This window comes from Desulfovibrio sp. ZJ200 (assembly GCF_011039095.1).
Lineage (GTDB): Bacteria > Desulfobacterota > Desulfovibrionia > Desulfovibrionales > Desulfovibrionaceae > Desulfovibrio.
This window is the reverse complement of sequence record NZ_JAAKEH010000003.1, coordinates 12788-36159: the sequence shown is the minus strand read 5'-3', so window position 1 is coordinate 36159 and position 23372 is coordinate 12788. Positions and strand designations below refer to the sequence as shown.

Genomic DNA, 23372 nt, shown 5'->3' with positions numbered 1-23372 from the left:
GCAAGGGAAGGGAAAGCAGTGCGACATGGGCAGCAATGCAGTCGATGGTTAAGGCCCTATGCTGTAGGGCTCCGGGTATCCACTTGTCATCTTGCCTTGTTGGGGATAAGTCAAAAAAAGTAAAACATAATCTATGAAATGCCGTGGCGCTCTGATATGCGACGCGCCCCCGGGGGTTAAACGGCATTTTTTTGACGCTGCTCAGTGGCGGAAAAAATAAATAAAAGTCAGAAGTGGAGTAGAATACCCATGACAGAGTCGGTCATCAAAGAGATGCTGGCCAGGATCGATGTGCGGATTAACGGCTCTCGCCCCTCGGATATTCAGATTCACGATGATCGTCTTTTTTCCAGGGTCATCCGTCAGGGCAGTCTGGGGCTCGGTGAGGCCTATATGGAAGGCTGGTGGGACTGCGAAGCCCTGGATCAGTTTTTTTACAGGGTCATCCACGGTCAGCTGGAAAAACATTTCCGTCTGAATCTGCCGGTTCTGCTCGGCATTGTCGCGTATCGCCTGCGCAATCTGCAAAGCGTGGCGCGCGCCCGCATGGTGGCCGTGGGCCACTATGATTTCGGCAACGATGTTTTTGTGGCCATGCTTGACCCGGGCATGCAATACAGTTGCGGGTATTGGAAAGGCGCCGAAAATCTGGAGCAGGCCCAGCAAAACAAGATGGAGATGATCTGTCGCAAACTGGGCCTGCGGCCGGGCATGCGCGTGCTCGACATCGGCTGCGGCTGGGGTGGTCTCGGGCGCTATATGGCAGCGCATTACGGCGTTCATGTGACAGGCATCACGGTTTCCAAAGCCCAGGCCGCCTATGCGCAAGCCCACAGTGAGGGCCTGGATGCGGAATGGCTTTTGGAGGACTACCGTTCGCTGTCCGGCAAATATGATCGCATTGTCTCAGTGGGCATGTTCGAGCATGTGGGGCATAAAAACTATGCTGTCTTCATGGAGACTGCCCGCAGGCTGCTGGAGAAGGACGGCCTCTTTTTGCTGCATACCATTGGTTCCAATAAAAAAACGTTGTCCGTTGACCCCTGGATCGAAAAGTATATTTTCAAAAACGGCATCCTGCCCAGCATTGCCCAGATTGGCGAGGCCATATCCGGACGCTTCATCATGGAAGACTGGCATAACTTCGGGGCCGACTACGACAAAACCCTGATGGCCTGGGAGCGGAATTTCAGCCGTGGACGCGAGCAGGGCAGATTTACCTGCTCCGAGACCGTCTTCCGCATGTTTCGGTATTATCTGTTGAGCTGCGCCGGGGCCTTTCGCGCCAGGGATCTGCAGTTGTGGCAGATTATGCTCAGCCCCGGCGGCGTTGCGGGCGGCTATGCGCGACCCGAGCTCGCGGGCCGGGCCTGAAAGGCAACACAGGACAATCACTCACGGCAGACTGCCACGCCGGGGCCTGGGCAAAGCTGATATTTTCCTTTTCCGTGGCGGCGGATCTGCTTTTTGCGACGATATCTATGGCGAAAAATCTGACCCAGGGCAATCCGGCAAAGCTGATTTTTCTCTTCGCTTTGCCGCTCTTCATAGGCAATTTGTTTCAGCAGATCTACAATATGGCCGACACGCTGATAGTCGGCCGGACCATTGGCGTCACGGCCTTGGCGGCCGTGGGCAGCACCGGCGGTCTGCTTTTTTTGATCGTCGGCTTTTTGATGGGCATGACATCCGGCTTTTCCATCGTCACGGCCCAGTTTTACGGCGCGCGCAACAAAGTCGGCGTGCGGCGCAGCTTTTGCGCGGGCATTATCTTGAGCGCTCTTGCCGCGGTCATCCTTACGGTCTGTGGCGTGCTCTTTTCGCGCGCGGTTCTCAAGCTTATGTTCACGCCGCCGGAAATCATGGAAGACGCCTGCAGATATATTATCGTCCTTTCGTGGGGCATCGGCGCGGGCGTGCTTTTCAACCTGCTTTCAAACATGATCATGGCCCTGGGCGATACCAGGACGCCGCTCTGTTTTCTGATCATCGCCTGCATCCTGAATATTATTTTGGATTTCTTGTTTATCCTTTATTTCAAAATGGGAGTGGCCGGAGCGGCCTGGGCCACTGTGCTGGCCCAGATCGTGGCGGGCGTGCTGTGCGCGGGCTACATCATCAAAAAACTGCCCATGCTGCGCCCTCATGCCAAAGATTGGAAGCTCGGCTTCAAGGATTTCTGGAAGCCCCTGTATATCGGTTTGCCGATGGGGTTTCAGATGTCCGTGATCGCCGTGGGCGCAATCATTCTGCAGGCAGCCTTGAACAGCCTTGGGCCTTTGGCCGTGGCCGCGTATACCGCCGCGCAGAAAATCGACATGGTGGCCGTGCTGCCCATGATGTCCTTTGGCCTGGCCATGGCGACCTATACCGGGCAGAACTACGGCGCGCGCGATCTGGAACGGATCAGACTGGGCGTGCGCCAATGCTGTCTGATGTCCGTGGGGTTCAGCATCCTTATCGCAACGGCCAACATCATGGGCGGGCATTATCTGATCGCGCTTTTTGTGGGCGACGGGCAGAGCAGGGTCATTGAAATGGGGCGGACGTATCTGCTGGTCAACGGCAGCATGTACTGGGCGCTGGCCCTGCTGTTCATCTATCGCAATACGCTGCAAGGCCTGGGGCAGAGCCTTGTGCCCACCCTGGCGGGCGTCATGGAACTGCTTATGCGGGCTCTGGCCGCGGTTGTGCTGGCCGTGTGGTGGGGCTTTAACGGCGTATGCCTGGCCAATCCTCTGGCCTGGATCGGCGCGGCGCTGCCGCTGGGCATCGCCTATTATGCCACCATGCGCCGCTTGAGCCGTCAGGGCCTGCCGCCGCTTGAGTCACCCGCATAAAAGATGTTTGGGCCCGGATTCAGACGCCGCAGAAGGGCCGGTCAATTCCGCCGATGTCCGCGAAGGGCCGCCAGCGCGGCGCTGAGCGCGAACCAGGCGCAGGCTGCCAGGATGACAGTGGCCCCGCTGGAAGTGGCAAGCCAGTCCTGAGCCGAGAGCGTAAGCCCTGCAAAGCCGGAACTGAGGCCCACCAGCAGGGCCCACCAGAACATGCCGCCGGCCGTCCGCGCCAGGTTGCGGGCCGTGGCCGCCGGGACGATCAGCATGGCCGTGACCAGAAGCACGCCCACGGCCCGGACCGAGAACATCACCACCAGCGCCAGCAGCCCGGCGAAAAGGTATTGCCAGAGGGCCACGCGCACGCCATGCGCCTTTGCCGTGACCGGATGCAGCGCGATTTGCAGCAGCCGGTTATAGCCCGCGGCCTGAAAAAGCATCAGGGCCGGAAAAAGCAGGGCCAGAAAAGTAATCTCGGTCTCACTGATCGTTAAAATATCCCCGTACAGGAATTGCTGCATGTCGCGGGCCACGCCGTGGAAGCGGCTGACCACCGCCAGCCCGAAAGCCACCACCGCGGAAAAGACGATGCCGATGACCGTGTCTGCGGAGAGGTTGCTCTTGCGGCGCACGGCCATGATCGCAAGACCCACCAGCACGCCGAAGAGCGGCATGGAAAGGCGCGGGTTCACGGCCAGGATCAGGCCGAGCGCCACGCCCGCGAAAGCGGAATGGCCTATGGCGTCCGAAAAAAAGGCCATGCGGAAATTAAGCACCTGCACGCCCAGCACCGCAGCCATGGGCGTCAGCAAAAGCAGGCCGAGCAAGGCTTGCTGCATGAAGCGGCTTTGCAGGCAGTCCAGTGGCAGGAGGGCGATCAGCGAGTAAACCGGGGAAAAATCAAACATGGGCTTTTCCCCTGGGCGCAAGGTCCGGCTGTGATCCGTCTGCGGCTGCTGTGGCAGAGGGCCTGGCGCCGGTGGCCGCCTTTGCCGGGCCTGGCGCCGCAAAAGCGGCGCAGCCCAGGCAGGGCGCGGCTTGCTGCAAGGAATTCTGCGCTACATGATCCGCTCCGCCAAGGGCCCCGCATTGCGGGCAGGGCGGATCGCCGACGCCGCACTGATCCGGGTAAAGATGAATGGGCACGCCGAAGAGTTGCAGCAGAGCGGCTGAGGTCAGCGTGGAACGCGGCGGCCCCTGCGCGAGCACGCGCTTGTCCAGGCAGATGACATGGGTGGCGTAATGCGCGGCCAGGGGGAGATTGTGACTGACCATGAGCTGCGTAAAGCCCTGTTCCCGCCGGGCCGCGTCCAGCACTTCCCATAAGAGGCGTTCTCCGTGCACATCCACGCCCGCAGCCGGTTCGTCAAGCACCAGCAGATCCGGCTCGCGGGCCAGAGCCGCGGCCAGCAGCACTCTGCGCAATTCGCCGCCGGAAAGATCGCCCACACGGCGATCCGCAAGATGACCGGCCCGCACAAGCTCCAGCAAGCCGCGGTTGCGCGCCCGCTCATTCCGGCGCAGACCCAGCCAGAGCGGGCTGCGTCGGCGGCCCAGGGCCAGAAATTCACTGACCAGCAGCGGCAGGCTGTGATCCATATACAGTTGCTGCGGCACATATCCCAGGCGCGGCGCCGCGCCGGTTTTGCCCCGCGTGAAGCGGCAAATGCTCCCCGTGTGCGTACTCTCGCCGATCAGGCACAGCAGCAAGGTGGTCTTGCCCGCGCCGTTGGGGCCCACCAGCACGGTGCTGCCGCCGCGCGGCACTTCGGCGCAGACATCCTCAAGGATCTGTTTTTGGCCGCGGCGCACGCTCACATGCTCAAAGCGCACGGCCGGGCCCGGGGCTTCAGCGCGGATCAAAGTAGTGCTCAAGGGTTCGGCAATTGGCGGACATCACGGTTTCGTAATAATCCAGGGGGGCATCGGCCGGGCCCGAAGCCACAGGGTCGAGCAGGGCCGTGGGCACGCCGGTTTCCCGGGAAAGCGCAAGCGCGGGCTTGTCCGAATATTGCGGCTCGCCGGCGATCAGCACGGGCTTTTCCTGCCGGATCAGCTTCGCAAGCGCGATCAGCCGTGCCGCTGAAGGCTGCATATCCTCGCTTTCCTGAATCACGGCCATGACGTCCAGGCCCGCGTCATGCGCCAGATAGGCCAGGGCGTCGTGCTGGAGCACAATGCCCTTGCGCGGGGCGCAGATGCCCAGCATGTGCAGGCGTCTGCCCAGGGACAGCAGGCGCGCGGCATAGGCCTCGGCCGCGGCGCGGTAGGCTGCGGCTCCCGCGGGGTCAATGCGCGCCAGGCCGTTGGCGATAGTATACGTCATGGCCGCAGCCTGTTGAGGACTGGCAAAAAGGTGGGGGTTCACATCGTTATGATTGTGTTTCCCGTGCACGTGCGCCTGCGCGCCTGGGGGCAGGGACAGCGGCGCAATGCCAGCGCTGCTGTCGATGACGCGCAGGGAATTGTTTTTTTGCAGCGGCGCGCCCAGAAAATCCTCCAGGCCAAGGCCGTTGATCACCAGCACCTGCGCCTGATCCAGCTTCTGCATATCCCGGGGAGTCAGACTGTAATCATGGGGGCAGCCGCGCGGAGCCGGGATCAGCAGTTCCACATGGACATAAGGGCGGCTGTGAGCCACGTTGCGGGTAAAAAGATAGACGGGAAAGGTCGTGGCCAGCACGCGCAGCTCGGCGGGCTGGCCCAGTGGCCCGGCCTTGCCGCCTGCCGGAAAAAGCAGGCTGAAAAAAAGCCCGGCCAGGATCATGGTCAGGCATGCGCGGCAGCGCACGGAAAATGTGGTCTGCATGCTGTCTGTTCCGTTTTTTTGATTTCTCGTAATGTAATTTTGTTACGACGCTCGTTGAGGGCTGTCAAGGCGCGGCCTGTCCGCACTCTTGCTGCGGCAAACCGTACCGGGCTGTTGCAGGCCGTGTGAGCCGTTGCGTAAAAATTCCGCTACAGTCATGCCTCTGACCCGCAGACCGCCAAAACGGACGCGCAAGCAGTCTTCAGCCGGACGCCGCTTGAACAAATGCGTCAGGACATGCGCAACGGAGAGAGTTCAGCGCGGCACATACGTTGGCCTGCTGCCAGGGCCGACCGTGCGCGAGGCAGAGTTCGCGAGAGGCAGGACAGGCGCATCTTATGCGTCAGCCCTGTAGGGAGCGGCGAGAGGGCTTGCCTCAAGCGCGCCGCGACAGTAGTATCCATGCAGGCTTTGCCCGGCCCGGCATTGCGCGCCGGGGGCAGACGCCGGCAACAGGCCTCGGGACAAGTAAATATTTGCGGCAATCAGGAGCATGCCATGATCAGCGCCATTTCCGACACACTGCCTCTCAACAACGGCCAGAGCATGCCCGGCTACGGCTTCGGCTGCTACAAGGCCTCGGGTCATGAGCTGGCTCTGGCCGTGCGCGAAGCCGTGGCCTGCGGATACCGCTACATTGATACGGCCGCCTATTACCGAAATGAAGATATTGTGGGCCGGGCCCTGCACGCCTGCGGGATTCCCCGAGAAGAGCTTTTTGTGCTCTCCAAAATCTGGCCTTCGGATTTCGGAGCTCCGGCGCGGGCTTTGGAGCAGAGCCTCAGGCTTTTGGGTCTTGAGTACCTGGACGGCTGTCTGCTGCACTGGCCGGGCATGGACGTTTCCCGCCGCCTGCGCGTTTTTGAGGCCCTGCTGCGCTTGCAGGAGCAAGGCAAGATCCGTGTGCCGGGCGTTTCCAATTTTCTGGCCGAGCATCTGATTCCGTTGCAGGAGAATTTCGGCTTCTGGCCTGCTCTGAATCAGATTGAAATCCATCCTTTTTTCACGCAGTCCGCATTGTGCCGTTTTTGCGCCGATCGCGGCATCCGGGTCATTTCCTGGAGCCCGCTGGGCAGAGGCAGGGATCTGGAACATCCGATGGTGCAAAGCCTGGCCGCGGATCTCCATAAGACACCGGCTCAGATCGTCCTGCGCTGGCATCTGGAAAAGGGCCTGCTGCCCATTCCCAAGTCCGTGCATGCCGAGCGGATCAGAGAGAACGCCGATGTTTTCGATTTCAGCCTGGATGCGGCGCAAATCGCGGCGTTGGACGGGCTTGAACTGCCTGAAGGCCGGGGCAGAATGGGGCCGGATCCGCTTTGTTACCCGCCTGTGCAGAGCAGGAAAGATTCATGAACTTCGGGCCAGGCCTCACACGGGCGCACGGGCCAGAAACGCATAGCGCCCGTTGACCGCGCGCAACAGATCGTCGGGTTTGAGAAAAAGCTGCAGGCCGCGCGCGCCCGCGCTTACATAGATGCGCTCGCAGGCAGAGGCGCTGTGATCCACAAAGACGGGATAGGCTTTTTTTGCGCCCAACGGGGAACAGCCGCCGCGTCGATAGCCGGTGAGGGGCAGCACATCCTTGAGGCGGACCATTTCCGCATGCTTGTTGCCGGAAGCCTGGGCCAAAGCCTTGAGATCCAGTTCGGCCGCCGCCGGGATGCAGGCCATCAGCACCCCTGTTTTGTCGCCTCTGGCGACCAGCGTTTTAAACACGCATTCCGGCGCCGCGCCCAGAGCGCGCGCCATGCTCACGGCGGAAAGATCCTTTTCATCCACGTCTACGTGATGCAGGTTGAAGGCAATGCCCATTTTTTCAAGCAGACGGGCAGCGTTGGTCTTGGAAATTTTGGCGGCTGAAATGCTCATGGGCGAGGATAACGTACGGAAAGCTTCACACATTTTGAAAATAGAAGCAGCTCACCAAGCAGGTCAGAGCGTTTAGCTAGAGCAGATTACCTTTGACTTTTATAAAAAGTCAAAAGTAATCTGCTCTAGTGCGCGAGGTCAAGCCGCAAAGTCTCCCAATGCGGCTTCACGGGCCCAAACCCGGTGCTTGCTCATGCCTTTCAGGAAGGCCTGCATAAGCTCCTGAGCCTTGCCCGCGGTTACGACGCCTTCATCCTGCCTGTTTTCAAGGCCCGCGGCTTCAAGCATGTTCCCGGCCTTGCCGTGCAAGCCGATAACCTTGAGGTGCTTGAAGGCCTGGCGCAGATAATGCAAGGCAAGGCCGTCGCGCATAAGCATCTGCACGCTTTCATCACCGTCGGGCACGAGAACCGCGTCCACCAGCACCGAGGGGTGGGTTTGAAAAGTGCCCTCGGCCTGGATCTTCTTTCCTTCGGCAGTCTTGATCATGCCCATGCGCGGGGCGCAGCATTGCGGGTGGACGCCTTCCTTTTGCAGCGCCGCGCAAATGGCTTCAACCGATTTGCCGCTCACGCCGTCGGCGATCAGCAGGGCCACGCTCCGGGATCTGAGCACTTGCTTGCCCCGCGCGTAAAGGCTCAAGGCCGGATCGCTTGTAATGCCGTTGACCGGCTTGGGCAGTTCGCGGCTCAACTGCTCCCTGGTCAGCTCAATGCCGAGATTTCTGGCCACGCCCGAGGCCAGATCCGGGTCGATGCGCGTGAGCAGATCCACGACCCGCTCGCGGATGTACGGCCGCATGACCTTGCTCAGCTCAAAGCTGAAGGCGTCGATGATATGCATCTGCTCCGGCCTGGTCTGGCTCAGCCAGAAAAGGCGCGGCTGGGCATAGTATTCGCCGAAGGATTCGCTGCGCCTCCGGACTTTTTTGCCCTCCACCTGTTCGGGACAGGTTTTGAAGCCGCCGCCGGCCGGAGCGTCGGGCACTTCACGCGGCCAGTTGCCGCTGATCGAGTTGGGCTCGTAATTGGCGCCGGGCTCGATCTTCATCCGGTGAAAGCCGTCGCGATGGTGATTCCTCACCGGGCACAGCGAGCGGTTGATGGGCAGCTCGTTGAAGTTGGGGCCGCCCAGGCGGTGTTGCTGGGTATCCACATAGGCGAAAATGCGGCCCTGGAGCAGGGGATCGTCCGAAAACTCAATGCCCGGAACAATATTCGCCGGGCAGAAGGCCGACTGCTCGACTTCCGCGAAAAAGTTGTCCGGGTTGCGGTTCAGGGTCATCTTGCCCACGAGTTGCACGGGCACCAGGGCTTCGGGAATCAATTTGGTGGGGTCCAGGATGTCGAAGTCAAAGGTGTCCACATCTTCTTCAGGGATAATCTGCAGACCCAGCTCCCATTCCGGATAGTCGCCCGCTTCAATGGCCTGCCATAAATCCTTGCGGTGGAAATCCGGGTCGCGGCCCATGATCATTTGGGCTTCATCCCAGATCAGGGAGGCGGCGCCGTAGAGCGGCTTCCAGTGAAAGCGCACAAAGCAGCTCTGGCCGTCTTCATTGACCATGCGGAAGCTGTGGATGCCGAAGCCTTCAATCATGCGGTAACTGCGCGGTATGCCCCGGTCGGACATGTTCCACATGGTATTGTGCAGGGTTTCCGGCTGCAGCGAGATATAGTCCCAGAAGGTATCGTGCGCGCTTTGCCCCTGGGGCACCTCATTGTGCGGTTCCGGCTTCAGGGCATGGACGAAATCGGGAAACTTTATGGGATCCTGAATGAAGAAGACCGGCGTGTCGTTGCCGACCAGATCCAGATTGCCTTCCCTGGTGTAGAATTTGACGGCAAAGCCGCGGATGTCGCGCACCGTATCCGCAACGCCCCGGAATCCCTGCACCTCGGAAAAGCGCACAAAGACTGGCGTTTTCTCCTCAGGGTGATTCAGGAAGTGCGCTTTGCAAATTTTGGACAGGGGCTTGTATACCTGAAAATAGCCGTGCGCGCCCGTACCCCGGGCATGCACCACGCGTTCGGGAATGCGCTCGCGGTCGAAATGCGCGAGCTTTTCGGTATACATGAAATCCTCAAAAAGTTTGGGGCCGCGCGTGCCGACGCCCAACGTGCTTTGATTGTTGGAGATTTTCGTGCCCCTCTCCGTGGTCATGTCCATGCCTTCGGCATTGACGCGGAACAGGTCCAGATCTTTGGTCTTTGCCGTGACGTTGTCGGGGGTTTTCATGCTGCCCGCGTTCATGGGCTCTTTATTGGGCGGCGTTGGCGCGGGCTCCGTCATGATGAGTTTTTTATCGATTATATCGTCATAGTGCGGTTCAGCGGACGTGGAATCCGTGAACGGCGCGGAATGCGGATCTTTTTTGGAATGGGACATGCGGTTCTCCTTGCTATAGAAAAATAGAGTTACATATAATTATAGGCAATATGATTAAAATAGCAAGGAGATCGTGTGCTCTTTTTTTGCAACAGACGGAATTCGGCTCAGCTCTTGCCGTCACAGGGACATGCCCTGCGAGTCGCAGGCGCGTAAAGGTCGCCTTGCACTGTGGCAGACAGCCGGAAAAGAAGAGGAACAGAGCCGGTAAAGCCCTTGTGAAATGCCGGGCCCCTGCACGCGGCCGCGCAGGCTCATGCTGCGCGGGTCAGGAGCGCGTTTTGGTCAAAGGTTGTGCTGCGTGGGGACTGCCGCGCCTCCGCCGCGCGCTTCCCGGTCTGTGGATTCTGCCTCGGCGCGCGCATGTTGCTGAGCCCGCTTGAGCGCATACATCCGCGAGTCGGCCCGGGTCAGAGTGCTGTGCAGATCGGTATCGCGCGCGGGATCAAAGACGGCAAGGCCGTACGCGAAGAGCAGGGGGAAGCTCTCCACCAGCGTGGCGCTGCCGATCGCCCGCAGGTCGCGCATTTCATCATCCAGGGCCTGCCTGTCCGCATGCGGCAGGAGCGTGGCGAATTCGTCGCCGCCGATGCGGTAGGTCTCCCCCCGATCTTTGAAACGCTCGGTCAGCAGGCGGGCCAGGGCGCAGATATAGGCATCCCCGGCGGCATGGCCGCGCAGATCGTTGACTTTTTTCAGCATGTCCAGATCGCAGGCCAGCACGGTCATGCCGTCCTGGCCGCCGTGCTCGCGCATCCGCTTCACATCCAGCTCAAATGCGTTGCGGTTGTTGATGCCGGTCAGCAGATCGGTATAGGCCAGCTTGCGGTAAAAAGGCACGGAAAGGCGGCGCAGCAGCCAGGCGGTGGCAAAGATGAACAGCAAAACCAGCGCGCAGGAAACGAGCAGGCTGTAGGACAGGGCGTTGCGAATGCTTCCGGCGATCAGCGAGGCATCGAACTCCATGACCACTGCGCCCACGGTCTTGCCGTTGATTTTGACGGGCGTGCAGGCGGGCAGAATATCGCCCCAGTCCGTGCGCAGAACCTTGTCCGCGTGCGCGGGCTTGCCGCCCAGGCAGATCCGCAGTTGAGGAAGGACCTCGGGCTCGATCAGATCGCCGATGTGGCGGAAATCATCGGCGTCTTCCTCCAGGCCGTCCACCACATAGACGGGCTTGCCCTGGGCGTTGAGCTTGGTCGTATAGAGATAGCGCACAGACGTGAGATCGCGCACGCTTTTGAGCAGATCCTGAACTTCCCTGTACAGCGGCTGCCGGTTGTCCTCCGGCCTGTTGAGAAGAAGCAGGCTTTCGGCCGGGAGACGGCGCACCACATAGGAAAAAAGGGCGTCGGAGCTCTCCAGCGCGGTGCGGCTCACGCCATTGCTCACATAGTGATAAAAAAGCCAGAAAATGGAGACCGCAGTCGCCAGGATGGCCACTGTGACAATCAGGAGGATTCTTCTTTCCGCGCCGGAAAGCGGGGCGCTGTGGGAAGTGGTCTTCATGTCGTATCCTGTTATCTGCTGCAAGAACCTCCGCCGGGTCCGGAAAAAATACACTGCTGCCGTACCATACGCGGAAAAGGCATAAAACCGTATACACCAAGGCGCAAGGCTACTCAATAAAAACCTCAGGGCAGACGCATCCAACCAAGAGGTGCAATACGTTGTCATGGTATCATAAACGCGGGTAAGAGATGCTTCGGCGGCGGAGCCGCACTTCGCTTCCACGAAGCCTGCGGCTCCGGGCGAGGCTGTCGCATCGCCGCCAGGGCTGCCGCATACGCTGCGTCAGCCCTGGCCCGCGGCGGCAAAGCTGTTGCCTCACGCCGCGCCCGACGATATACTTGCCGGCGGGCGAGTGACGTTTTCCGCAATATGCAGGAGGAGCCTTTATGTCCCGGGTCATAAAAAGCAGCGAGGTCACCTCCCTGATTCTGGACAGCCTGCCCATGGGCGTGCTGTTCTGCGACACGGATTACGTCATCCGTTTTGTGAACAGGGCCTATGCCGATCTGCTGGGGCAGCGGCCCGAGGATTTGCTGGGCCAGGACATCACAAAGGTCATCCCCCATTCACGCGCGGCCATTGTGTTGCGCGACGGGCGGCCCGAGATGGGCGAGCTCTGCCAGATCGCGCCGGGCAATGCCGTGCCTCTGGTCGTCAACCGCCTCCCCGTGCGCGACGGCCAGGGCCGCTTGATCGGCATGGTCTCTCAGGCGATTTTTAATGATCCCGAAGAGTTGAAAAAACTTTCCGCCAAAATCGAGCATCTCGGGCATAAGCTCAACCAGTATAAAAGGCGCTTCAAGGCCAGCCTTTCCCCGCAATATACGCTGGCCAGCATTCTGGGCGACAGCGCGCCCATGCGCCGCCTCAAGCAACAGGTGGTCAGCTACGCGCGCCTGGATGCCCCGGTGCTGATTCTGGGGGCCACGGGCGCGGGCAAGGAGCTCTTCGCCCATGCCCTGCACGCCGCAAGCCCGCGAACCGAAGGCCCGCTGGTCAGCATCAACTGCGCGGCCATTCCCAAGGATCTCTTTGAATCCGAGCTCTTCGGCTATGCGCGCGGGGCATTTTCCGGCGCGCATCAGGACGGCAAGATCGGCCAGATCGAACTGGCTGACAAGGGCACGCTCTTTCTGGACGAAATCGGCGAAATGCCGCCGCAGATCCAGGCCAAGCTCCTGCGCGTGCTGGAAACCCGCAGCATCTGCCGGGTGGGCTCGGTCAACGCCAAAAGCGTGGATTTTCGCCTGGTGGCGGCCACAAACCGCAACATCGCGGCCATGCTGCGCGCGGGCTCCTTCCGCGAGGATCTCTACTACCGCATCAATACCTTTGTGCTGGAAATACCGCCGCTCAAGGAACGGGCCGACGACATCCTGCCCATTGCCCGCTATTTTCTTTCGCGCATGGGGCTGGAGCATGTGCTTTTCAGCCCCGCGGCCGAGGCCGCCATGCGCGCTTTTTCCTGGCCGGGCAATGTGCGCCAGTTGCACAATGCCGTGGTGCATGCGGCCACCGTGCGCCAGGGCGAGGTCATTGAGGTGGAGGACTTTCCGCCGGACACTCTGCCCGGCGCCGATCTGCCCCTGCGCGCCGTGGGCTCGGCCAGCGATCTCGGCGGGATCATGGCCGACGCCGAGGCCGTGGTCATCAAAAAAAGCCTGGCCGAGCACAAGGGCAATGTGACCCGCACGGCCAAAGCCCTGCATATCGCGCGCGCCACCCTGTACGAGAAGTTGCGCAAATACGGCATCAGCCGCCGCGCATGAGCCGCAAGCCTCCCGGCGCGGGCGATCCACGCGCCCGGAGGCTGGAGCAGATTGACCGTGAAACGCGCGTTTTGCGGTGAAGATCCCTTACGGCCGTTCCCCGCGCGCCAGGCGCGCATTGACCTGATCCACAAGGCCGGGCAAATCCGCGATGCTTGAGAGCACATAGTGCGCGCCCGCGTCCAGAAAGGCGCGGCCCAGTTCTTGCTCGCGGCGGCAAAGTTCCTCCGCGGGCAGGGCCGCGGCTTCTTGCGCGGTCAGGCCCAGGGCGTTGCTGGTGCGCGTCACGCCCACGCTCCACATGCCCGCGTTGATGCCTTCCTCAATATCCGCAATGGTGTCGCCCGCCTTGATCACGGCTTCCGGCGGGTGCACGCCCAGGCGCTGGCAGTTGAGATAGCACATCCACGGCCAGGGTCGGCCCTGGGGCACCTCGTCCGCCGTGACCAGGGCGTCGGGCTTGTACCCGGCGGCCTCGGCGCGCGGCAGAAGGCGCGCCATCATATCCCGGCTGTAGCCGGTGCAGGAGCCGATTTTAAGCCCTTGGGCGCGCAGGGCGGCAATGGCCTGCACGCAACCCGGCACCGGCGCGGCATAGTCGGCCAGGGTTTCGGGCATCAGTTCCTGCACCGCGGCGAAAACGGCATTTGTGGCCGCATCGTCGGGCGCGGAATGTTGCGCCGCGCGCCAAAGCCCGGCCAGGCGGGGCATGGCCAGCATGGCCTGCACATGTTCGCGCTTTTCCCGGCCCATGGGCGCGCGCACTTCGGCCACTTCCGGCGTAATGCCGTAGCGCTCAAAGGCGCGGGAGAACACTGCCACCGGCCCCCGGCAACCGTGATCCACGGCCGTGCCCGCCCAATCCAGAATCACGGCCTGCACCGGCCCCGTATATGCTGTGCGACGCAAAAAAGGCTTCATGGCATATCCTTTATCCTTAGAGCATTTTCCGCTGCCGGGGCAGGCGGCAATGCCCGGGCGGCGCGCCGGAAAAAGAATGCAAGACGGCCCCGCCAGAATGTTTGACGGGGCCGTACGATCTCTTACTTACTTGGAGAAGTACTTCTTGTCCAGCTTTTCGTACTTGGGCAGGAAGCGGGTGGGCAGCGCCAGAGCGTCGCGGCGGAAGGGCGGCGCAAGGCGGGTGCCGTCGGTCATGATTTCAATGACTGCCGGGCGGCGGTTGTTTTTGGCCGTTTCCAAGGCATTGGCCAGATCGGCCTGGGTGTTGACGGTGTAGCCGTCCGCGCCCATGGATTCGGCGATCTTGGCGTAGGACTTGGACCAGATGTCCGCGCCCACGAAACGGTTGTTATAGAAGTCCACCTGGTTTTTCTTTTCCGCGCACCAGGCGCCGTTGTTGTACACCGTGGCAATGACCGGCAGGTTGAACTGGCAGGCCGTGGGCACTTCAAAGAGGCTCATGCCCCAGGCGCCGTCGCCGGCAATGGAGACCACCGGCTTGTCCGGGCAGGCGAGCTGCGCGCCCAGGGCGGCCTGGTAGGCAAAGCCGGTGTTGCCGAAGGTCAGGGTGGCGATGTCGCGTTTGGGATGGCGGAAGCGCAGATAGCTGTTGGCCGTGGAGGAGGTGTTGCCGATGTCCGTGGTGGCAATGGCGTCATTGTCATAAATGAACTTGCCCACCACTTCCAGAGCCTTGCGGGGATGCATGCGGCCTTCCATCACCGGCTCGTTGGCGATCGCGTCGATTTCCTTGTGCCACTTGTCCAGCTCTTCCTTGACCATGTTGGCCGCTTCGGTGATGTCGCGCTTGGGCATGGCCTCGCGCAACTGCTTGTACAGCTCCTGGGAAGCGTCCTTGGCGTCCGCGCACAGGCCCACGGTGATCGGGTGGGTCTTGGCGATATGCAGGGGGTTGATGTCGATCTGGACGATTTTGGCCGTCTTGGGGAAGTAGTTGATGCCGTCCTGGGGCAGGGTGCCGAAATAGGACAGGCGGCTGCCGATGGCCAGGATCACGTCGGCCTTTTCCATGATGCGCATGGCGGCATGGGAGCCCATGTAGCCGATGGGGCCGCACCACAGCGGATGATCCGCCGGGAAGGCGTCATTGTGCAGGTAGCTGCAGGCCACGGGCGCGGCAATATGCTCGGCCAGGGCCTTGACCACGTCCACGCAGTCCGCGTCCACAGCGCCGCGACCGGAGACGATCACCGGGCGCTTGGCGGATTTGAGCACTTCAACGGCATGCTTGAACTGCTCCGGATTGCCGATGCCGCCGGGGGCCACGCGGTATTGAGAGGGCTTCAGGATTTCTTCATCCAGCTCGCCGTAGAAGTAGTCGCGGGGGATGTCGACCAGCACCGGGCCGCGCAGGGCGTAGGCCGTGCGGAAGCCGGTGCGCAGCACGTCGGCCGCGCGTTTGGGATGCGGAATGCGCAGGGAAGCCTTGGTGATCGGCTTGAACAGGTTCCACGTGTCACATTCCTGAAAGCCGTCCCAGCCCACGGACGCGGAGCCCGCGCTGGGGGAGATGATGATCATCGGGGTGTGGGCCATGTTGGCGGTGGCCACGGCGGTCGCATAGTTGGTGATGCCGGGGCCGTTCTGGCCGATGACCACGCCGCAGCGGCCGGTCATGCGGGTGAAGGCGTCTTCCATGTGACCGGCGGTCTGCTCGTGACGCACGGAGATGAAATCAATGCCCGCGGCGGGGAAGAGGTCAAGCAGATCCATGTACGCGGATCCGAGAATGCCGCTGACATGTTTGACGCCTTCTTCCACGAGGACTTCGGCCATGGCCTCGCTGGGGGTCATTTTAGGCATAGTTGCTCCTTTGCTTGCGCGCTGTTGGGTGATGATTGTCCCGCGGTCGCCCCGCCTTCAGCCGGCCCGCGCCGTCACGGCGCTCAAGGCGGCAAAGGGCATTGGGGCAGCCCGCGGAGCCTCAATGAAGCATGGGAAAATTACTAGACTATTTTGCAAAGTATATGCCGACGCAAAATGCTTCATATCCTATTGAATTTTATACTTCTTTTTGAAAATCGCTGTCAAGCGGAGCCGGGCAGATCGTAAAAATGTCTTGTTTTTCATACAGTGTCTGTCCGATCTGTACTGCTTGCCGGACAGATGGCCTGCTTCTTCCTTTGAACAGGTCTCGCTTGCCAGGTGGGCAGCTCCGACGGAGTCGCAGCGCCGGGGCTGCCCCCCCGAACCGGTTCAGCTCATGCGGGCCGGGCCGGATCTGTGCGCTCCGGCGGGCAATGCTCCTGCAGATGCAAGAGGCAGTGCCCGGTCGTGGCAAAGCCGGCCCGCAGGCCGGGGTAATCCCGGATCACTGCGGCCCGGCCCTGCTCATAGAGAATCAGCACGCCCGCAAAGGCGTCCACATCCGCGGGATCGTGGGTAATGATCACCGTCGGGATGGTCAGAGCCCGGAGCAGTTCCAGAAGTTCCTGCCGCAGACGGTGGCGCAGCAGCGGGTCCAGGGCGGAAAAAGGCTCGTCCAGCAAGAGGAGTTGGGGGTCGGCGTTGAGCGCGCGGGCCAGAGCCACGCGCTGGCGCTGCCCGCCGGAAAGCTGCGCCGGCAGATGCCGGGCCAGATGCCCGATGCCGAAGCGATCCAGCATGGCCTGCGCCTTGTGGCGCTCCCGGGCGCAAATCCGCCAGGGCCAGCAGCCGGTGCGCGCATAGGCCACATTCTGCAGCACGCTCAAGTGCGGAAAGAGGGCATACTCCTGAAACATATAGCCGATGCGCCGCCGCCGGGCCGGAACAAAAACCTTTGTGGCGCCGTCATACAGGGTCCGGCCGTTCAGCCGGATGTATCCCGCGTCGGGCCGCATCAGCCCGGCCAGGCACTGCATGGTCAGGCTCTTGCCCGAGCCGGACGGCCCGAACAGGACCGCGGTTTCGCCGCGCCCGCCGATCTCGTATTCCACGTCCAGGCAGAAGGGCAGGGCCGTATTCCTGAATTTCTTGTGCAGACGCAGCGCGATCACCAGGGCCGCCTTTTCAGTTTCAGCAAGAGTTCCGCGGCCATCAGCAGAATGACGCAGACCAGGGAGGTGATGATCACCAGCCAGGCGGCCTGCAGATCATTGCCCGCCTGAAAGGCGTCGTAGATGGCCAGGGCCAGGGTCTGGGTCTTGCCGGGGATGTTGCCCGCAATCATCAGCGTGGCGCCGAATTCGCCCATGCCGCGCGCAAAAGCCAGCATCAGCCCGGCGAAAATGCCTTTCCAGGCCAGCGGCAGGGAAACGCTCACAAAAACGCGCCATTCCGAGGCGCCCAGGGTGCGGGCCGCGTCCTCCAGATGCGGGTCCACCTGTTCCAGAGCGGCGCGCGCGGATTTGTAGATCAGCGGAAAGACCACCACCGTGGCCGCCACCACGGCCCCCTGCCAGGAAAAAATCAGGTTGATGCCCAGATCCGCCAGCCACTGCCCCAAAAGCCCGCGCCGCCCCACCAGCAGAATCAGGTAATAGCCCAGAACCGTGGGCGGCAGCACCAGCGGCAGGGTGCAAACAGCGTCCACCAGCGCGGGCATGCTTCCCTTTTTGCGGGCCAGAAGCCAGGCCGTGAGCGTGCCCGTCACAAAGGAAAAGAGGGTCGCCAGGCCCGCCACCCTGAGGGAAAGCTCCAGCGGCCTGAGAATGTCAAGCTGATCAAAGTTCATACGCCGGTAGCCTTCTCCGCTGAAAAAGCAAAGCGAGGAGTTTTGCTCTAGAGCATTTTGCTAATGAAATTAGCTAAATGCTCTGGCAGGGCGAAGCCATGCCCGCCGCGTAGGCGCAAGCGCAATTTACTTGCGCCGTGAAGCGCCGGAGCGAGCGTTTCAAAAGCAATATATTCTAGGGTTTGGAGAAACCGTATCTGGCAAGGATGGCCTGGCCTTGCGGCGAAAGCAGGAAGTCCAGAAAAGCGCGGCCCATTTGGGGATTTTTGCCGGTCAGGGCCACGGCCACAGGATAGAGCACGGGCCTGTGCCCCGGAACCGTCATGACCACATCCACCTTGCCTGCCTGCTGCCTGGCGTCCGTGGCGTAGACAAAGCCCGCGTCCACTTCGCCGCGCGCCACATAGTCCAGCACCTGGCGCACGCTGGCGCCCTGGATCAGTTGCGGCTGCAACACATCCCACAGCCCGGCCGTGGTCAGGGCCTCGCGGGTGTAGCGCCCGGCAGGCACGGAGCCGGGATTGCCTGCGGCAATGCGCCTGAACGTTTTGAGCTCAGCCAGATCCGCAGGCTTTTTGCCGCCTGCGGGCACGATCAGCACCAGCTCGTTGCGCGCGAAATCCCTGCGTGTTGCAGGGTCCACCACCCTGGAGGCCACGGCTTGATCCATGGTGGCTTGATCCGCGGAGGCAAAAACGTCCACCGGCGCGCCTTCCCGGATCTGTTTGAGCAGGGGATTGGAGGCCGCGAAGTTGACATGCGCCGTCAGGCCGGGATGCTCTTTTTCAAACAGCCCTTTGAGCTCAGTAAAGGCGTTGGTCAGACTGGCGGCGCCGGAAATGGTCATTTCCGAGGCTTTGGCCGGAAGGGCCAGCAGAGCCGTACAGGCCAGGGCCAGGGCAATCCGGGTAACGAGCGGGGTTTTCATGATCTTTTTCTCCTTGCGTGCAGTTGGGGCGGCCATGTCACGGCATCCTATCCCAGTCCGGACAGCGCGCAAGCTGCTCACGTTTTGCGCTGAAAGCGTGCAGACTGTACAAAACAGGGGCACTGCCTGTATGATGAGGGCAAACCGGCGGAAAAAGCATGGAGAAAAGCGACACCCGTGAACAACTGGCCGCGCTGCTGCGCACGCTCTCCCCGGCGGATCGGGCCTGGTTGCGCCAGCGCCTTTTGCGCCGCGATTCGGCGGCCCTGATGCAGGACAACGGACGGCTCAGCCCGCAGGAATTGCTGGCCGTGGAGACGTGGCTGTGGGAGCGGGCAGTGGCGGCGCGCGGCCCGCGCGAAAAGCGGCCACGTTTGCGCATCTGGCTGATTTTCATGCTTTTGCGCTATGGGGCCCTGCGCCTGGTGGAGATTTTCGCCCTGCGCATGCGTGATCTGGATCTGGAAAACGGCCTGCTGCGCCTGGGCGGCCAATTCCAGCGCGAAGTGCCGCTGCCCCTGGCTGTAAGCCGCCGTTTGCGCCGGATACTGGAAGATCCGGCCCTGTTTCCCGCCGACCGGGAACTGATGCGCTGTGACGCCAGCTATGTGCGCCGCTGCCTGCAACAGTGCGGCGAAGCCTGCGGACTGCCCAGGGGCCTGCTCAGCGCGCGGGCGCTGCGCCACAGCAGGGCTCTGGAGCTGGCGCGTCAGGGCCTGCCGCTGCCGGTGGTGGACATGTTTCTGGGGCGCGGAACAGGACCTGCCCAGGGCGGCATCGTGCGCTGCGATCCGCGCGAGGCGCAACGTCTTTTGCGCGAACAACTGCAAAGGGAGCGGCCCATGAAAACCAGCGCCAGAAACGTCTTTCAGGGGCGCATTGTTTCTCTGCGCCGTTCCGGCCTGCTGGTCGAAGTGGTGCTGAGCACGGCCGGGGGCTTGCGCATCACGGCTCTGATCACGGATGAAAGCTGCCGCAGCCTCGCGCTCTGCGACGGCAAGCTGGTCAACGCCAGCGTCAAGGCCCCCTGGGTTATGGTTCAACAGGCTCCGCCCACGCCCGAGCGCCGGGGCGGCGGGTGCGTCGCCGCTGCGGAAAACAGTTTTCCCGCTCTGGTGGAGCGGGTGCGCGAAGACGGGATGGTGGCGGAGATTCTGGCCGCCCTGCCCGAGGGCAGCCAGGTCTGCGCCCTGCAAAGCGCGCAGCCGGGCAGCGGCGTGCGCCTGCGCGCCGGAGACAGGGTACAAGTCGCGTTCAAGGCTTTTTCGGTCATTCTCAGCCTGGAGTGAGTTGGGCCGCCGCCTCAAGGCATCCGGCAGGCAACATGCCTACCGCCGCCGTTGCAGGCGATCCCGGAGGATCACGGCGGCCAGGTTCATGCCCAGTACCAGCATGACCAGCACAAGGCCCGTACTGTATTGCAACGGCCGGGTCGCTTCTATTTCCGTGCCTGCCGTGGCCAGCACATACATGTGATAGGGCAGGGCCATGACCGCGCTGAAAAGAGAGTCCGGGTTCTTGGGCGTGTAGAAGACCGCCGCGGTAAACATGATGGCCGCTGTTTCGCCCGCGGCGCGGGCCACGCCCAAAATGGCCCCGGTAAGCATGCCGGGCAGGGCGCAGGGCAGAACCACGCGGGCGATGGTCTGGGATTTGGTGGCCCCCAGTGCCAGGGAAGCCTCCCGGTAGGTATCGGGCACGGAGCGCAGGGCTTCCTCGGCTGTGCCGATGATCACCGGCAGGGTCAGCACGGCCAGGGTCAGCACGCCGGAAAGGATGCTGACCCCGAAGCCGCAGAAAGTGACAAAGAAAGACAGGCCGAACAGACCGAAAACCACGGACGGCACGCCGGCCAGATTGTTCACGCCCAGCCGGATGAAGCGGGCAAAGCCATTGCGCCCGGCATACTCGTGCAGGTAGACGGCCGAAGCCACGCCCAGAGGAAAGGCCAGGGCCAGAGACCCCAGCGACAAGATGGCCGTGCCCACAATGCAGGGCCAGATGCCGCCCTCGGTCATCATTTTGCGCGGCGGCTCGGTAAGCAATTCCCAACTCAGGGCCGGAAGGCCGTTGTGCAGCAGAAAGGCGCAGACGCCCAGCAGGGCCAGCACGTTGCAGGCCGCGATCACACGCAGCGCGACGAACATGACTGCCTGTTGCACGCCACGGCCTTTGGACGATGTTAAAACATGCATGTGCGGCTCCCTTGAGGTCTGGATCTTATTGCTTTTGAAACGCTCGCTCCGGCGCGTAACGGCGAAAGTAAATTACGCCTGCGCCTAGAGCATTTTGCTTTTGAAATTATTCAATTTCAAAAGCGGCGCTGCCATCATTTCGCCTGAAAAGCGTGGTTTTCAGGCTCATTCGGCGCGGGCGTCCGCTCCCGCGGCCGCCAGAGCGGTTGCCGTTTTCAACAGCAAACCGCTCTATCTCTGCTGTCGTCATCCGTAAGGCGGCACAGCCGCCAACGGCTGACGCTTGCGGGCGGGCATGGCTTCGCCCTGCCAGATCGTTTAGCTAATTTCATTAGCAAAACGCTCTAAAGGCTGGAGGAGCCTGCCTGGCGGTGCTTTTCGGCAATATGCCCGGCCAGCAGGTTAAATGCCAGGGTCAGAAAGAAAAGCACAATGCCGATGGCGAACAGCGCGTGATAATGATCGCTGCGAAAGGGCGCTTCGGCCATTTCAGCGGCAATGGACGCGGGCATGGGCCGCACCGGGTCCAGCAGGGACGCGGGAATCAGCGCCGCGCCCCCGGCCGCCATCAGCACAACCATGGTTTCCCCGATGGCCCTGGACATGCCGAGCATCACGGCTGTGCCGATGCCGGAAAGCGCCGCCGGGATCACCACGCGCAGGGTCGTCTGCCAGCGGGTTGCGCCCAAAGCCAGGGATGCTTCGCGCAGTTCGCGCGGCACGCTGTACAGCGCGTCTTCCGAGATGGAGCAAATGGTGGGCACGCTCATCAGGGCCAGCACCAGCGAGGCGTTGAGCAGATTCAGGCCCGTGGGGGCATTGAAGACATCCTGAATCCAGGGAGCCAGGATCACCATGCCCAGAAAGCCCAGCACCACAGAGGGCAGGGCCGCCAGCAGCTCCACAAAGGGTTTGATGAACCGCCGCGTTGTCGGGTGCGCGATTTCCGTAAGGTACACTGCCGTAAGCACGCCCATGGGCACGGCCAGCAGGGAGGAGAGCGCGGTCACCGCCAGTGAGGCCAGAAGCAGCGGAAAGATGCCGAACAGGCCCGGATCTTCAGTGGGATACCAGAGCCGCCCGAAAAGAAAATCAAACACGGAATAGTGCGCGAAAAGCGGCAGGCCTTCCATGAACAGAAAGATCACAATGCCCGCCAAAGCCAGGAGGGAGCTGCCGGCCACGCCGGTCAGCGCGTAGCGGATGATTTTTTCCCTGAGATCCGATCCTGAGCGCATGGGCATGACCCCCTTGAGAAACGTATTTTCTTTGTGCCTGGCCTGCCGCCTGGCCGGTGAACCATGCCCTGGAGCAGCTTGCTTTTGCTCCGGCGCTTGGCGGCGAAAGTACATTTCGCCTGCGTCTGTCTCTGCTGTCGCCAGCCGTTGGCGGCTGTGCCGCCTTACGGCTGACGCGCGACGGGCATGTTCACCGGCGCGGCGACCGCGTCAATCTGGGCGTGGGCCGTTGCCGACAGCGGACCGGGCGCCCTTGCCCCCTGTGTCGGCGGCATGTCTTGCCGCCACGGCACAGGCAGCCGTCCGCATATCCGGCCCGCGCTCCAACCGTTTCCGATGGTCAGCCCTAGCGGGAGATGGGCACGTAGCCCACTTCCCTGACATTCTTCTGGCCCTTGCCGGGGTCCAGCAGATAGTCCACCAGCTTTTTCACGTCGCCGGCAGGCTCGCCGTCCGTGAAGATGTACAGCTCGCGCGCTATGGGCCACTGCTTGGAAAGCGCGGTTTCGGCGCTGGCTTCCACGCCGTCCACCTTCAGGGCCTTGGTGGATTTGCCCAGATAGCCCAGGCCGATGTAGCCCACGGCGTTTTTATTGTTGGTCACGGCCTGGACCACAGCGCCGTTGGAGGCCTGCATCAGGGCCGCCGGGGTGACGCGCTGCTTGTTCATGACCAGCTCTTCCCAGGATTCAAAGGTGCCGGAGGAGGTGTCACGCGAGATGGGCACGATTCTGGCGTCCTGGCCGCCCAGCTCCTTCCAGTTGGTGATTTTCCCGGCAAAAATGTCCCTGAGCTGGCTGGTGCTGATTTCGCTGACCGGGTTGGCGGGATGCACCACCGGCACGATGGCGTCCACGGCAATGGCCGTGCGCACGGGCTTGACGCTGTTTTTCGCGGCCGCGGCAACTTCCTTTTCTTTAATGTCGCGCGAGCTCATGGCCACGTTGCATTGTTTGTCGATCAGCGCCTTGATCCCGTTGCCCGAACCGCCGCCGGAAATGCTCAAGTTCACGCCGGGATGCGAGGCCATGAAGGCTTCCCCGGCTTTCTGCACCACGGGCAGCACCGTGGTGGAGCCGTTGATCACAATATCCTGCGCCGCCAGGGCCGGGGCGCTGAGCCCCAGGACGGTCAGGGCCGTTGCCAGCAATTTGCCGAAAGCCATGGTGAATCTCCTTATTTTAG

General features: G+C 62.0%; 19 protein-coding genes. 5 read left to right on the top strand and 14 right to left on the bottom strand.

Annotation, left to right across the window (positions count from 1 at the left end):
• Window positions 1-249 precede the first annotated feature (249 nt).
• Both cfa and G7Y52_RS01580 read left to right on the top strand, forming a co-directional pair.
• Window positions 250-1374: a cyclopropane fatty acyl phospholipid synthase gene (cfa, locus tag G7Y52_RS01585; protein WP_165065022.1), complete on the top strand. Its 1125-nt coding sequence runs from the start codon at window positions 250-252 to the stop codon at window positions 1372-1374.
• Between the two features lie 107 nt (window positions 1375-1481).
• Window positions 1482-2840 carry an MATE family efflux transporter gene (locus G7Y52_RS01580; protein ID WP_165065019.1) on the top strand — a complete coding sequence of 453 codons (1359 nt, stop codon included), beginning with the start codon at window positions 1482-1484 and terminating at the stop codon, window positions 2838-2840.
• Between the two features lie 41 nt (window positions 2841-2881).
• On the opposite strand, the gene G7Y52_RS01575 is transcribed toward G7Y52_RS01580, so the two are convergent.
• From G7Y52_RS01575 to G7Y52_RS01565, 3 genes are read right to left on the bottom strand one after another with little or no spacing between them, the layout of a single operon-like run.
• Window positions 2882-3745, bottom strand: a complete 864-nt coding sequence (locus G7Y52_RS01575) for a metal ABC transporter permease (protein WP_165065016.1) — start codon at window positions 3743-3745, stop codon at window positions 2882-2884.
• The gene (locus G7Y52_RS01570; RefSeq protein ID WP_241159554.1) at window positions 3738-4712 is read right to left on the bottom strand and encodes a metal ABC transporter ATP-binding protein; all 975 of its coding nucleotides are present in this window, start codon (window positions 4710-4712) and stop codon (window positions 3738-3740) included. Before G7Y52_RS01570 ends, G7Y52_RS01575 begins: the two co-directional genes overlap by 8 nt.
• Window positions 4687-5646 carry a metal ABC transporter substrate-binding protein gene (locus G7Y52_RS01565; protein ID WP_165065015.1) on the bottom strand — a complete coding sequence of 320 codons (960 nt, stop codon included), beginning with the start codon at window positions 5644-5646 and terminating at the stop codon, window positions 4687-4689. The genes G7Y52_RS01570 and G7Y52_RS01565 overlap by 26 nt, the downstream gene beginning before the upstream one ends.
• A 498-nt stretch (window positions 5647-6144) precedes the next feature.
• Here G7Y52_RS01565 and G7Y52_RS01560 point away from each other — a divergent pair, with 498 nt between their 5' ends.
• On the top strand, window positions 6145-7002 hold the full coding sequence (locus G7Y52_RS01560; protein ID WP_165065012.1) for an aldo/keto reductase: 858 nt from the start codon (window positions 6145-6147) through the stop codon (window positions 7000-7002).
• 15 nt (window positions 7003-7017) lie between these two features.
• On the opposite strand, the gene ybaK is transcribed toward G7Y52_RS01560, so the two are convergent.
• The 3 genes from ybaK to G7Y52_RS01545 form a co-directional block, all read right to left on the bottom strand.
• Window positions 7018-7518, bottom strand: coding sequence for a Cys-tRNA(Pro) deacylase (gene ybaK / locus G7Y52_RS01555; protein ID WP_165065010.1), 501 nt, complete (start codon window positions 7516-7518; stop codon window positions 7018-7020).
• A gap of 138 nt (window positions 7519-7656) precedes the next feature.
• Window positions 7657-9906: a catalase HPII gene (gene katE, locus G7Y52_RS01550; RefSeq protein ID WP_165065007.1), complete on the bottom strand. Its 2250-nt coding sequence runs from the start codon at window positions 9904-9906 to the stop codon at window positions 7657-7659.
• A gap of 285 nt (window positions 9907-10191) precedes the next feature.
• Window positions 10192-11415: a GGDEF domain-containing protein gene (locus tag G7Y52_RS01545; protein ID WP_165065004.1), complete on the bottom strand. Its 1224-nt coding sequence runs from the start codon at window positions 11413-11415 to the stop codon at window positions 10192-10194.
• Between the two features lie 389 nt (window positions 11416-11804).
• Here G7Y52_RS01545 and G7Y52_RS01540 point away from each other — a divergent pair, with 389 nt between their 5' ends.
• A complete protein-coding gene (locus tag G7Y52_RS01540) occupies window positions 11805-13187 on the top strand; it encodes a sigma 54-interacting transcriptional regulator (RefSeq protein ID WP_165065001.1) in 1383 nt (460 codons plus the stop codon).
• 87 nt (window positions 13188-13274) lie between these two features.
• On the opposite strand, the gene phnX is transcribed toward G7Y52_RS01540, so the two are convergent.
• From phnX to modA, 5 genes are all read right to left on the bottom strand, one after another.
• Window positions 13275-14108 carry a phosphonoacetaldehyde hydrolase gene (gene phnX, locus G7Y52_RS01535; RefSeq protein ID WP_165064998.1) on the bottom strand — a complete coding sequence of 278 codons (834 nt, stop codon included), beginning with the start codon at window positions 14106-14108 and terminating at the stop codon, window positions 13275-13277.
• Between the two features lie 126 nt (window positions 14109-14234).
• Window positions 14235-15974: a sulfoacetaldehyde acetyltransferase gene (xsc, locus tag G7Y52_RS01530; RefSeq protein ID WP_165064996.1), complete on the bottom strand. Its 1740-nt coding sequence runs from the start codon at window positions 15972-15974 to the stop codon at window positions 14235-14237.
• 398 nt (window positions 15975-16372) lie between these two features.
• Window positions 16373-17149 (bottom strand): ATP-binding cassette domain-containing protein, encoded by a 777-nt coding sequence (locus G7Y52_RS01525; RefSeq protein WP_165064993.1) that lies wholly within the window; start codon window positions 17147-17149, stop codon window positions 16373-16375.
• Window positions 17146-17826: a molybdate ABC transporter permease subunit gene (gene modB / locus G7Y52_RS01520; protein WP_165064990.1), complete on the bottom strand. Its 681-nt coding sequence runs from the start codon at window positions 17824-17826 to the stop codon at window positions 17146-17148. Before modB ends, G7Y52_RS01525 begins: the two co-directional genes overlap by 4 nt.
• A 175-nt stretch (window positions 17827-18001) precedes the next feature.
• The gene (modA, locus tag G7Y52_RS01515; protein ID WP_165064987.1) at window positions 18002-18754 is read right to left on the bottom strand and encodes a molybdate ABC transporter substrate-binding protein; all 753 of its coding nucleotides are present in this window, start codon (window positions 18752-18754) and stop codon (window positions 18002-18004) included.
• A gap of 158 nt (window positions 18755-18912) precedes the next feature.
• Here modA and G7Y52_RS01510 point away from each other — a divergent pair, with 158 nt between their 5' ends.
• A complete protein-coding gene (locus G7Y52_RS01510; RefSeq protein ID WP_165064985.1) occupies window positions 18913-20043 on the top strand; it encodes a TOBE domain-containing protein in 1131 nt (376 codons plus the stop codon).
• Between the two features lie 39 nt (window positions 20044-20082).
• Here the strand turns inward: G7Y52_RS01510 and pstA are convergent, their stop codons facing one another.
• The 3 genes from pstA to G7Y52_RS01495 form a co-directional block, all read right to left on the bottom strand.
• On the bottom strand, window positions 20083-20901 hold the full coding sequence (gene pstA, locus G7Y52_RS01505) for a phosphate ABC transporter permease PstA (RefSeq protein ID WP_165065226.1): 819 nt from the start codon (window positions 20899-20901) through the stop codon (window positions 20083-20085).
• A 392-nt stretch (window positions 20902-21293) separates the two neighbouring features.
• Window positions 21294-22187 (bottom strand): phosphate ABC transporter permease subunit PstC, encoded by an 894-nt coding sequence (gene pstC, locus G7Y52_RS01500; protein ID WP_165065223.1) that lies wholly within the window; start codon window positions 22185-22187, stop codon window positions 21294-21296.
• 346 nt (window positions 22188-22533) lie between these two features.
• Complete coding sequence (locus G7Y52_RS01495) at window positions 22534-23352, bottom strand: phosphate ABC transporter substrate-binding protein (RefSeq protein WP_165064982.1); 819 nt, start codon at window positions 23350-23352, stop codon at window positions 22534-22536.
• Window positions 23353-23372 lie beyond the last annotated feature (20 nt).